8 protein-coding genes are annotated in these 12,616 nt (G+C 62.5%); 2 read left to right on the forward strand and 6 right to left on the reverse strand.

Translation table 11 applies throughout. The features are described 5' to 3' along the window. Positions 1–4: 4 nt before the first annotated feature. From MOK15_RS18950 to MOK15_RS18965, 4 genes are all read right to left on the reverse strand, one after another. Positions 5–514 carry a sigma-70 family RNA polymerase sigma factor gene (locus MOK15_RS18950; protein ID WP_242933268.1) on the reverse strand — a complete coding sequence of 170 codons (510 nt, stop codon included), beginning with the start codon at positions 512–514 and terminating at the stop codon, positions 5–7. A gap of 90 nt (positions 515–604) precedes the next feature. Continuing rightward, positions 605–2,104: a PepSY-associated TM helix domain-containing protein gene (locus tag MOK15_RS18955; RefSeq protein WP_242933269.1), complete on the reverse strand. Its 1,500-nt coding sequence runs from the start codon at positions 2,102–2,104 to the stop codon at positions 605–607. Beyond that, positions 2,101–2,667 (reverse strand): hypothetical protein, encoded by a 567-nt coding sequence (locus tag MOK15_RS18960; protein WP_278254325.1) that lies wholly within the window; start codon positions 2,665–2,667, stop codon positions 2,101–2,103. The genes MOK15_RS18955 and MOK15_RS18960 overlap by 4 nt, the downstream gene beginning before the upstream one ends. Then, entirely contained in the window at positions 2,661–4,946 is a 2,286-nt protein-coding gene (locus MOK15_RS18965; RefSeq protein ID WP_242933270.1) for a TonB-dependent receptor, read from the reverse strand. The genes MOK15_RS18960 and MOK15_RS18965 overlap by 7 nt, the downstream gene beginning before the upstream one ends. Between MOK15_RS18965 and MOK15_RS18970 the strand changes: the two genes are divergently transcribed. Both MOK15_RS18970 and MOK15_RS18975 read left to right on the forward strand, forming a co-directional pair. Then, positions 4,909–6,135 carry an LLM class flavin-dependent oxidoreductase gene (locus MOK15_RS18970; RefSeq protein WP_242933271.1) on the forward strand — a complete coding sequence of 409 codons (1,227 nt, stop codon included), beginning with the start codon at positions 4,909–4,911 and terminating at the stop codon, positions 6,133–6,135. The genes MOK15_RS18965 and MOK15_RS18970 overlap by 38 nt on opposite strands. Before the next feature lie 411 nt (positions 6,136–6,546). Beyond that, positions 6,547–7,260 carry an autoinducer binding domain-containing protein gene (locus tag MOK15_RS18975; protein WP_242933272.1) on the forward strand — a complete coding sequence of 238 codons (714 nt, stop codon included), beginning with the start codon at positions 6,547–6,549 and terminating at the stop codon, positions 7,258–7,260. Here the strand turns inward: MOK15_RS18975 and MOK15_RS18980 are convergent. Then, a complete protein-coding gene (locus MOK15_RS18980) occupies positions 7,235–8,566 on the reverse strand; it encodes a glycosyltransferase (RefSeq protein WP_242933273.1) in 1,332 nt (443 codons plus the stop codon). The two genes, MOK15_RS18975 and MOK15_RS18980, sit on opposite strands and share 26 nt — an antisense overlap. Positions 8,567–8,587: 21 nt before the next feature. Further along, positions 8,588–12,610: an amino acid adenylation domain-containing protein gene (locus MOK15_RS18985; protein ID WP_242933274.1), complete on the reverse strand. Its 4,023-nt coding sequence runs from the start codon at positions 12,608–12,610 to the stop codon at positions 8,588–8,590. Positions 12,611–12,616: the final 6 nt, after the last annotated feature.

Here is a 12,616-nt window from a genome sequence, read left to right on the forward strand (position 1 = left end):
GGGCTCACCAATCCTTCGTCCAATCGTCAAGGAACGTCATCGCCCTGGCCATATGTTTCTCGACCGCGCTTTGGCTTATTTCAAGCCGCTCGGCAATTTCGCGATATTTCAGATTGTCGATGCGCTGGAGCAGGAAGACTTCGCGTGTGCGGGGCGGCAGTTTGTCTATCCCTTCGCGCACCCGCTCCAGCCTTGCCCGAGCCATCAGTGCTTCATCCTGCATCGGTGCGCTGTCGCGCACCATGTGGAGCGCATCCTCACCGATGCTGGGTCCGCGAACCTTTTCCCGACGATAGACATCGCGTGCGCGGTTGATGGCTGCTCGAACAAGGAAGGCCTCTTCGTTGTCCGGCCGTTCCGTCCGTGTCGCCATTCGCACATAGGCGTCATGCAACAGGTCTTCCCCATCGTGTCTCCGCGTGAGACGCTCGACCTGCACAAGCAAGCTGGCCCAGCCAGCCCACAGGCGCCCGGACGATGTCCTGCATGTCTGTTCGAGATTGTAATCGCCCATGAGTGAGGCGACCTAACCGACCCCACAGACAGTTTAATGACCGAGTGGTTTCAATTGGATGACGTCCGCTTATGGATCGTCTCCTAAGAACTACACTCCAGCCGATCGATCTCCACGAAAATACTGCAGGGCAAACAGGCCGCAACCACTGACCAGGAGAAACAAATCTATCGGTGGCAGCGCCTCATTCCTTAACATGGCATATCCGCCATGCAGCAAGGCGAGAAGGATGAAGAGGAGAGCCAGCGACCAGCGCAGGATGTGCGACAACGCCGGTCCGGGTATGGCCCGCGCCAATGCCGCTGCTGCAATCGAGCCAACGGTAAGGCCGAGCCAGGCCGGAGCAAGGGGCACGTATGGCAGGGCAAAGGCAATCAGTGCGGTGAGGGTGAGCATAACAGGCTGTCCCCAGCATATGATCGCCCAGATCCGTTCCCATCCTGGCGCGGGCCGCCCCTTGTCGCGACGACGGGCAAGCCAGATGGTGACGCCGCTAGATGTTACGACGCACAGGGCGATGCCGAGCAGGCCATAAGCCAGCCGCACCGGCAGTCCCCCGAACCAGCCGAAATGCAACTGGCCGATGCCGTTCAAGATGCGGGTGCCGGCGACCAGATCCTCCGGCCGCTCGACATGGATCATCCGCCCCTGCGCATCGAACTGCACCTCGTCCTGCTGCGCCAGCAAATGGGGCCGCCCGCCATGGATGGAAATGCGCATGTCGGCGCGACCATAGCGTTCCACGATCAGATTTTGCGGCGTCGCGCCGGGCGACTGGGCGCGTGCTCGCGCGATCAGGGCTGACAGGTCCGGCACCGGTACTGCGCGGGCGTCGACAGGCGGGGGCGGATCGAGGAACAGTTCATAGACCTTGCCCATGTCGCCCCGAAAGAACAGCAGCGATAGCATCGCGACGATGATGGTGCTGAGGCCCAGCAGCGCGCCGGTCAGCGCCAGGGTGAAATGAAAGGGCAGCGCCCAGATGCCCAGCCGGTTGTGCAGGTCCGCCTCCTGCAACCGGCGCGAACCGCCCAACCGCAGATGGAAGGCATCGCGGAGCACGCGTGGATGCGCCAATATGCCCGACACCAGCGAGGAGAGCAGCGCCACGCCCGTCAGCCCGACGATGAATTCGCCCCAGCTGCGCGGCAGATGCAGATTGATGTGGAGGTGAAGCAAGAATTCGGTCCAGGCCGCTTCCAGCGCCGACAGGCTGCCATCGACGGCAACCGCCCATTTTCGTTCGAAACCAGCAGCATTATAGGCGATCAGCGTCGCCCCGTCGCGCGCCGGTGTCGGCAGGGTGAGATAGAGGCTGGCGTCGGCTGGCGCCGATTTTGCGCCCGCGGCGATGGCCCGCGCGGCGGCATCGTCGGACAACGTCTGCACCACCGGCGTCGCCGGTATCTCCCACCGTTCAAGGTCCGGCGCGAACACCGCGAGGGTGCCGGTCAGGCAGACGAGATAGATGATAGCGGCAAAGGCGAGACCCAGCACCGAATGGCTGCTGAGCACCGATCGTACCGTTTCCGGCGAAATTGGCCAGCGCCACTTCTTCGCCCGGCTGTTCTGGCTGCTCATTTCGGTCATACCGCCCCTCCCAATGCCGCAAGGCCAAAACCGATGATGCTGGTCCCGACCAGCATCACGGTCGCGCGCAACAGACGGCGATCGGCCAGCGTCCAGGTCATGGCGAACCCCCACAGCACCGGCATCAACATCCCGCCCAGTACGATCCGCGTGCGCGGATCGCCCGGCAGATAGACGGTGATGCAAAAGGCCACTGCAATCGCTGCGGTCATGCCAAGCGGCCCCGCGAGCAGCGCGCGCAGCACGCCGCGACCGAACCGCCCCGGCTCCTCAAGCGGTTCCGGTGCGACATCGCCCGCGCGCAGGCGTGCCGCCTTGCGCTGCACCCGGCCGGACCAGACCACCGCCAGTGCGCCGATCCCCTCCATCACCAGCGCCAACGCAAGCCCTTTGACCGGTCCCACCAGCAGGACGGCCGCAACCATCAGCCCGATCAGCACCGTCCAACCGGCCAGCAGCAGGCCCGGCAAGGCGCGATCACGCCGCAGCCAGGAGCGACGCAACATGGCAGCGCCCAGGGCGCCGCCCGCGATCAGCAAGGGAGCGGCCAGCGCGATCACCAATGGATGCTCGCGCCTAGGCCGAAGGTCTGGGGTTCGCCCAGGATCGCCTGATGGATCGCCGCATATTCATATTGCCTATATTCCTCGTTCAGTATGTTGCGGGCGAAGATGAAGAGCGACCAATGGTCGGTTTCATAACCGATCTTGCCGTTCACGACCGTACGCGCGCCAACCTTATACTGGTCTTGATCCTGGCCGACACCGGTGAAGACCGACGTGCGGTAGTTCGCGTTGAGATTGGCAACGAAACCCGGGCCGAACTGGGCATTGATACCGCCCGCCAGCGTCCAGCGCGGTGCATAGGGGAATTGCGTGCCGTCAAGGTCGACAGTGCTGGTCGCGCCAGCGGGCAGGTCGAAATCGGTGAACTTCGTGCGGACATGGCCAACCGAGGCATAGAGGTCGATGCCGCGTGCGACATTGGCATTGGCCTCCACCTCGAAGCCGTAGAGCTGCGATCCGGCCGCGTTCACCGTATTATAGTCATAGGCGTTCCGGCCGAAATAGGCCGTGACCTGTTGGTCCTTCCACGTCATGTAGAAGATGTTGGCGTTGAGCGTCAGATGACCGTCCAGCCATTTGGAGCGCAACGACCCTTCATAGTTCCAGCTATATTCGGGATCATAGGGGACCAGTTCGGCGCGAGCCGAATTCTGGCTCGATCCGCCGGATCGATAAGCGCGCTGCACGGTGAAGGCGGTGGTCAGGTCTGGCGTCCAGTCCATGCTGATCCCGGCCTTGGGCAGGAAGGCGTTAAAGGTGCGGCTGTTGATCGCCGAGGGAGAGGATGCGTCATCGACCAGGCCCAGCACGCCCTGGTTTATCAAACCGATGATCGGGGCATAGGCGGCGCCAAGGAAACCGGTGCCGGGCAGCGTGCCGTTGAAGGTCGCCACCGTCTCGGCAGCGTAGCGATTGCGCTCATGATCGAAACGGAAACCGCCGATCAGAGTGAGCCTCTCGGTCAGCTTGAAACGGCCATCACCAAACAGCGCCACCGTCTCAACCTTGTCCGGCTGGCTGGCGATGTAACGTACGGGAATGACCGGCATCTGTGCTGCATAGGCGTTGCTGATGAACTGGGCCTGCGCCGCGGTAGCGCCATTGGCCCGCAGCAGGGCGGCGATAGTGGCGGTCGGCGTCGCGATATTGACGCGGCTATTCTGGTTGATACTGCCGGAGCGGCGATAATACCAGGCGCCAAGCAGACCGCTCAGCCGCTCCCCATCATAGTTGAGACGGAATTCCTGGGTCAGCGTCTTGTAGAGATAGCGATTGTCGATCGCCTGGATATCCTGCGCCGTGCCATCGGTGTCGATCTGCGAATGGACCTTCGACCGGTTCCAGGATGTGACGCTCGACAGCTTCAACTGGTCGGCCAGCGGATAGCTGATGTTGAATATCGCGATGTCGCTATCGATCCTGCCGCGACTTGGCTGGTCGCCGGTCGAGATGCGGCGGTTGAAATAATTGGGCACGTCGGTACGTACATATTCGTAGAGATAGCCGCCATCGCGCCGCACCCGGTTATAGCTGGCGACCGCTTCCAGGTCCGGGATCGCCTTGGGCGTCCACTTGATCTTGCCGCGCAGATTGAGCGACTTGAGTTCATCGTCATACTCGTCGCGGGTGACGTTGTAGATCAGGCCACGATCGTTGCGACGCTCGGCCGACAGCCGCACACCTAGTTCATCCTCGATCAGCGGGCCACCGATCGCCGTGGAGAAGGTGCGGTCATTATATTCGGTCCACAACAGGCGCGCATCGCCACCCCAGCGCGTAAGCGAAGGGTCCTTGCTGGTGATGACGATGCCGCCGGCCAGCGCGTTCAGGCCCTGGATCGTTGATTGCGGCCCACGCAGCACTTCAACCTGCTGCACGTCCCACATGTCGGTCGGACCGCCATAGAGCGCCCATTTGGGGATCGGTGCGCCGTCGACATAGACGCTGGCGGCGTCCGCCTGACCGCCAGCCCCGACGCCGTTGTTACTGACGCCACGGATGGTGAAGCCCGCCGCACCATAGGTTTCCGACAGATTGGCGGTGCGGTTATAGACATCCTGGATAGTGATCAGCGTTTCCCGCGCGATCTTCTCGGGCGTTACGACGGCGATGCTGGTGGGCGTCTGCTGTAGCGTGCGGGCGCTCTTTTCGCCGGTGACGATGATATCGGCACGCACGCCCTCTTCCACGTCCGCCGTCGGCCCTTGCTGCGCGCAAACCGCTGGCGCCAACGCCGTCATGGCCACGCTTGAAAACAACAGCGACAGTCGGATCATGAAGTCCCCCAAATCTATCTTGGCGGCTCCATATTTTACTACGCTAACGCGAGTCAATTGCATGTTTCTTATCATTGATCAGATTGGAAACTATCCAGTTCCAATCATGAGGTTGCGCTTCGGGCATGAGAGGGCCAGCTCATATCCCAGATATCCAGTTGGAAGGCATGTGATGAAGAAGATCGGTTTCCTCTCCTTCGGGCATTGGTCCGAAGCGCCATATTCCGCCACCCGTTCGGCAAGCGACGTCTTACTCCAGTCGATCGACCTGGCGGTGGCTGCCGAGGAACTGGGGGTGGATGGCGCCTATTTCCGCATCCACCATTTTGCGCGCCAACTGGGCTCTCCCTTTCCGTTGCTCGCGGCGATCGGCGCGAAGACCAGCCGCTTGGAGATAGGGACGGGCGTCATCGACATGCGGTACGAGAACCCGTTCTACATGGTGGAGGATGCTGGCGCGGCCGACCTGATCAGTGGCGGCCGGCTGCAACTCGGAATCAGCCGTGGCTCGCCCGAACAGGTGATCGATGGCTGGCGTCATTTTGGCTATGTTCCGCCCGAAGGGCAAAGCGATGCGGATATGGGGCGACGCCATGCCGAAGTGTTTCTGAACCTGCTCAAGGGCGAGGGCTTCGCCAAGCCAAATCCCAATCCCATGTTTCCCAATCCGCCCGGGCTGCTTCGCCTTGAACCTCATTCGCAAGGGCTGCGTGAACGCATTTGGTGGGGCTCCGCGTCCAACGCGACGGCCATCTGGGCCGCGGAGATGGGCATGAACCTGCAAAGCTCGACCTTGAAGGCCGACGAAACAGGCGAACCGTTCCATGTTCAACAGGCAAAACAGATCAGGGCTTACAAGGACGCATGGAAAGCCGCCGGCCACGCGCATGAGCCGCGTGTATCGGTCTCCCGTTCGATATTCGCCCTGACGAACCAGGAGGATCACGACTATTTCGGGCGGGGCGACAGCAGCGACCATGTGGGCATCATCGACAATATGCGTGCGGTCTTCGGACGATCCTATGCCGCTGAACCCGATCAACTCATCGAACAGCTCAAGGTCGACGAAGCGATCGCCGAGGCCGATACGCTGCTTCTGACCCTCCCAAACCAGCTGGGTGTCGCCTATAACACGCATATACTCGAAGCTATCCTCAAGCATGTGGCGCCCGCTCTGGGCTGGCGCTAGGCATTGCGGATAGTTCCGTGCTCAACCCATCCTGACATCATCTCAAGATGGCCGTTTTTTTGGCCATCTGCGTCGGCGCGTCTGACTCGCGGCAATATGCGAAGCATTTCAGCCAAAATTCACTCCGCACCAAATATATGGCATCTTAAACAATAACTTATTAACCAACTTAAAATTTTGCACTGCACAATGAAAAGGCCTATCTTTATTGCGAATCGATGGCATTTGAGAGGCTGGCACGATGGGGTATCACCCCGTCGATGGACCATATTGAGTGTCACTCTCGCGATCATGATGCCGAAAGGTCCAGGTCATGCTCATATTCACAACCTCGGTTCGACATCATGGTGTCGACTGCCAGAGTGATCCGTCTGGCGCGCAGGTCAATATTGTGTCGGGGAGCCCGGGTCCATGACGGCGATAGCTGTCTCAGATGAACTGCTCGCAATAGCCGAAAAGTTCGGCACCGCGCAGAATGTAGATCAACTCTGCGACAGATTTGGCGCTGCCGTGGGGGAAGTGGGGGATTTTCATTACGCAATCGGCCGTTTTCGGCCTCACATGCCTCGCGACCAGGGAGTAATATCGGTGCACTATCCCGAGGCCTGGCAGCAACATTATCGCTCCAATCGCTATATCGAGATTGACCCCACTATCGATGCGATAACCCACCGCAACGCGCCCTATGCCTGGGATCAGCTATCCAGCCTCGATGCGCAGCGGCGGCAATTATTCGATGATGTGCGGGACCTTGGCATCGAAGGAGGGTTGACTGTGCCGATCCACATGACGGGCGGAATGACCTTTCTGGCCAGCTTCGCCACGCACGCACCCGACACCGCCCAACGCTTTCGACCGCTGTTGAGCATGGTTTCCGCGCAGTTCCTCGAACATCATACAGCACTCTCGGGCGCGCCGGAACCGCCTGTCCAACTCACGTCACGCGAGCGGGATTGCCTGACCTGGACCGCGCGCGGCAAGAGCGCCTGGGAGATTGGCGTGTTGCTCAACATCAGCGAGAATACGGTCAATTTTCACATCAAAAACGCCTGCGCCAAACTCGCCAGCAATGGACGCATGTTGGGCGTCGTCAGAGCGATCATGCTTGGCCTGATCTCGCCCTGATATCTGAAATCAAGGGCGGTTGGGACAATATCGTCGCCTGCGGCCTGACGCCCCATCGTTCCAGCGCCTCCATGGCGTTGGCCACACCATCCTCCGTGCGGACAAGCGCCCCCAGCCTCTGCGCCGTGGCACCTACGTCCCCGCCGCCAGCCAGCGAGATGGCATCGGCCAGATCCTGCGCGGTCATTCTTTTCCGGTCGAGCAGCATCGGATTCAGCCCTATGCGCTTTAGCCGCCACGCCCAGAAAAATTGATCGGCTACGAAGGGCACCACCACCTGCGGCAGCCCCGCCCGCATCGCCGCTGCCGTCGTTCCCGCCCCGCCATGATGCACCGCGAGCTCAACGCGCGGGAACAGCCAATCGTGGGGAACATTGTCGATGAACAGCACGTCGTCCGGTGCGTCCGCGCCTTTGGGTTGCAGGGCCCCCCATCCGGTCGCGACGATGGCCCGTCTGCCACTCCGGCGGATCGCCTCCAGCACCAGTTGCGTCAAACTGTCGGTACGACCGGTCAGCATACTGCCGAACCCGACATAGATGGGCGGCGGCCCCGCCGCCAGAAAGTCACGCAACTCGGGCGACGGCGTCCAGTCCTGTGCCTGATCCAGCGACCAGAATCCGACCACCGCCGCCCGTTCCTTCGGCCAGTCGATGGGCTGGGGCTGGAGGTGCCGGCTGAAGGCGTAAAGCACCGGCTTCGGTCGCGCGCGTTGTTCGGAGCTGTACCATGGCCCTCGCCACGGGAAGGGCGAAAGTCCGAACGACCTCCTGATCGCCTGTGACGGTTCGGCCAGCAGCCGCCACGTCGCCACGCGCAGGGCGTGCGACAAAGCCAGGTTCGCCACGCCGGGCAGCGCACGGCGCGGCGCGGGCCAGAGCGGCGGAATATACCGGGACGGCGTAAGCGGCATGAACTGTGCCTGCACGAACGGCAGCCCCCGCTTTTCCGCCACCGCGTCGCCCAATATGGTGCCGGAGCCGGAGCCCAACACCAGATCGGCATCCTGCGTCGCATCCATCCCCTGTTCGGCCCAGCGAGGCATCCAGTCCGTCATGGCGCGCGCGACCGCTCGCCCGACCTTCAACTGGTTGCCGCTATCCAGCAGCGCCTGCTCACGCGTCATCAATTCGGCAAAGTCCGATTCGATCGCGACATGCCCCAGCCCGGCCTGATCGATCAGAGCGCGGTGGCGATCGCTGGTCACGATCGTCACATCATGCCCCAACGTCCGGAGGCGGCGACCCAGAGCCGCAAAGGGGCGCACGTCACCCTGCGTGCCGATGGTGAAGATGCAGATACGCATGATTGGCTCCCCGTCGGTGGATCAGGCCGACACCCGGTCGACCGCCCCATGATCGCTCTGCATGGCATTGAGATATCGCGTGATGATCGCGCCAAGCTGGGCCGCATGAACCGGCAACAGCATATCCTGATGGCGACAATCGACATCGTGAATGGTCAGGCTGCCGCCCAGATGGCTGCGCCAAACTTCGGGCGTATCATGCACGATTGCGTCCGCGCCGTCGCCGCCGCGACTTGCGGCGCGCAGGAAAAGCGCGTTCGCATCGGCATGACCCAGCCGATAGCGCCGGGCGAGATTGAGATTTTGCAGCGTCACCTCGCGCAACCGGGCGATGAAGTCGGGGATGCTGCCAAACTCCGAACCTAGCGTCGCGGGCAAGGCGCTGAGATCGGCAACCTCGGCAATACGCTCGGCAAGGGCATCGATACTGTCGGGCATTCCCTTTTCTTCGTTGGGTTCCAGCTTGAGGAAATCCATGGTGGCCCGGATCAGGACGGCATCTTCCATATCTTCGGGCGCCGCCACGGTGCCAAGGAAAGGGTAGGAGTCGAGCAACGCCAGCAGCGCCACCGTCTCCCCCTCCTCCCGCAGGCGGGAAGCAAGACCATGCGCGATCAGCCCACCCATCGACCAGCCGACCAGATGATAGGGGCCGGACGATTGCACGGACCGTATCTGATGCAGATAGCTGGTGATCAGCGCCTCCATGGAGTTTGGTGCGGCGTCGTTCATGAACAGGCCCGCATCCTGAAGCGCATAGATCGGGTGACGCTGCGGCAGATGCGGCGCCAGCGTCGCGAAGCTCCAGCCCACGCCCAACACCGGATGGATGCAGAAGATCGGCGCGGCATCCCCCTCAGCACGGATCGGCAGCAATTCCCCCAAGGAGTTGGAAGCCTGTGTGGTCCCATCGAACAGCGGCACCAGCCCGGCGATCGTCGGCACCGAGAATAAATTGCCCAGCGACAGGTCCGCGCCCTTTTCCGTCAGTGCCGCGATCAGCTGCACCGCGCTCAGGCTGTCGCCACCCAGATCGAAGAAATTGTCGTGAATGCCGACATCCTCTATCCCCAGCACCGTTTTCCAGACCTCCGCGAGCATCCGTTCCGTTGGCGTCCGGGGTGGCACATGAGCGGAACCTTGCCCCACCAACACCTCAGCCTCCGGACGCGGCAACGCACGCCGATCCAGCTTGCCATTGGGCGTTCGCGGCAAGGCGTCGAGATAGTGGAACCAGGACGGGATCATCTGAGGCAGCAACATCGTCGAAAGCGAACGGCGCAGGGAGGCAGTGTCTATGCGCGTTGCTGCATCGCTGGCGACCAGATAAGCCACCAGACGGGCGGACGGCATCGACGTGTCGGCAGTCCTTTCCAACACGACCGCGGCCTGGGCAATTCCGGGCTGTCGGAGCAGCGCTGACTCTATCTCCGCCGGTTCGACCCGTACCCCCTTGATCTTCACCTGATCGTCGCACCGGCCAAGCGTGCTCACCAGCCCTTGCGCATTCCGTACGGCACGATCACCCGTGCGATAGAGCCGCGCACCGCTTTCCCCGGAAAACGCATCCTCAGGAAAACGTTCGGCGGTAAGGCCTGGCTGGCCGAGATAGCCGGTCGCAACGCCATCCCCGGCGATCGCCAGCTCACCCACCACGCCATCGGGCAATTCGACGCCATAGGGGTCCAGGATGTGAAGCCGCGTGTTGGCGATAGGATATCCGATCGGCGGTAGAGCCAGGTCCGCCTCCGTGATGCGCTGCGCCGTCGACCAGATGGTCGTCTCGGTCGGCCCGTAAAGATTGAACAGCGCATGGCCGAGATGGAACAGGCGTTCCGCAAGCTGCGGCGGCAAGGCTTCACCACCGGTCAACAGCAGCAGACCGCGCAGCGCCTCCGCCTCGCCCGCGCCCAGCAAGGCTTGCCAGAGGGTCGGCGTGGCTTGCAGGGCGGTTACGCCGTGTCGGCCGATCGCAGCGGCCAGCAACTTCGGATCGCGCCTTTCCTCACGGGTCGCCACGACGACTGAAGCGGCGCTCACCAGCGGCAGGAGCATTTCCAGCACCGCGATATCGAAGGTCAGCGTAGTGACCGCCAGCAGCCGCTCGCCGGGACCGAATTCCAGAATCTCGCGCATCGACAGCAGGAGATTGGTAAGGTTGCGATGCGAAACCACCACCCCCTTGGGGCGTCCGGTCGTCCCCGACGTATAGGTGACATAGGCGGTCCCGTGCGGGACGCTATCGGACTGGCTGTCCACGCTGCCTTGCAGCGCCACTTCTCCATCGCTGCCCGCCAGCACCAGCCTTGGCAAGGCGGCGGGAAGGTCGATTTCGCCCTGACCGTCGGTAATCAGCAGCGCCGGCCGCGCATCGTCAAGAATGGCGTGTACGCGCTCGACCGGCCCGTCGCCGTCGATCGGTAGCCAGGCGGCGCCGCTTCCGGCGATCGCAAGCAACGCCGTGACAATGCGTCGATCGCGAGGCAGCATCACCGCCACGAGATGACCAGCGCCGATCCCCGCTTCGACCAGCCGGTCGCGCAGGCGCGCCGCATCCGCTGCGAGTCCCGCATAGGAAAGCGCGCCGAAGGTGTCGATGACCGCAGTGGCGCCGGGACGGTCCAGAACATTGTCGCCAACAAGGGCGGTCACATCCTTGGCCGGCCAGTGACGCACGGCATCCCCTACCTGCCGGGTCCGACGCAGGCGCTCGTCGGCGTTCATCAGGTCGTGCGTGCCGATCGCGGCCTCCGGCTTCTCGATAAGCGCCGATGTGAGGCGCTCGACCCGTCCGAGATGCTCATCAAGTTCCGACAGCGTGTAGAGACTGGGATTGGCATCAAAGTCCACCCGCAGCCCCTTCCCGTCCTGCCGGTCGAACACGAAGACGGTCAGGTCCTCCATCGCGCCGTTGCTCAGATTATGACTGCGCGTCGGCGCGCCCGCAAAGCGCAATGCGTAATCGAAAGGCTCGATATTCACGCTGAAGCGGGCCAGATGCTGGTCCATTTCATAGAAGCCCAGATCCCGCCGCAAATCTTCATAGCGGAACTGCTGGTGGCGCAACGCGCCCTGGATGGCGCGCCTTGACTGCGCCAGAAGATCGAGGAAGCTGGCTTCCGGAGTAGGCCGAAAGCGCAACGTCACGACATTCGCCGCCAGCCCCGGCACCTGTCGAAGGATGCGGGTGGCGCGCCCGGTAAAGGGCATACCCAGCACAAAATCCTGCTGGCCGGTCATCCGGAACAGATAACCGGCAAGGATGGCGGTCAGCCCTTGCGGCAGAGTGGCGCCATGACTGCGCACCAGGCTGGTCAGTCGCGCGACCGTCTCAGGCGGCATCGTCCACGACCGGCGGATGAAACCACCTTCCGCGCCGTTGTTCCGCCGATCAAGCCGCATCGAAAGCGTCGGCGCTTCCGGCGCCTCATGCAATTGCTCCAGCCAATAACGCCGGTCGGTCTCGCGGCGCTCGGATGCGCGATAGCTCTGCTCCTGCTCCAGCAAGGTGGCGATCGGCAAAAAGCCATGCGGTTCCGGCTCCCGCCCCTCGACAAACGCGGTATAGAGCGTGGCCAGGCGCGCCGCGATCATGCCGGCTGAAAAGCCGTCCAGCACGATATGGTGGCTGCACTGGAACCACATGAAGCGCTGGGCGTCGAGCTTGAGCAGCGCGCCGATCCAGAGTGAATCATGCTCAAGGTCGACCCGTTGCAGGACGCGCGCGCGCATCCAGGCGAGCGCCGCAGCTTCGGGATCGGCTTGCGCCGTCATGTCTATTACCGGAAATTCGGCGCGAACGGACGGCACCACCTGCTGCATCGGCCCATCGGCGGTCATGAGGATGCGTATGCGCGTCGTCTCCGCCTCCGCGGAAACCTGGGTGAGCGCACGGACGAACAGATCCGGCTCAATCTCTCCCGTAATCTCCACCGCCTCCGCAATGTTGAAGGTGGAGCCCGGCGGCGCAAGCTGGCTGCCCATCCAGAGGCCGCGCTGCGCGGTGGTCAGCGGCAATAATTGATCGGATCGATCCTGCGTCATTTCGAA

The sequence above is a fragment of the Sphingobium sp. BYY-5 genome, from assembly GCF_022758885.1.
Taxonomy (GTDB): domain Bacteria; phylum Pseudomonadota; class Alphaproteobacteria; order Sphingomonadales; family Sphingomonadaceae; genus Sphingobium.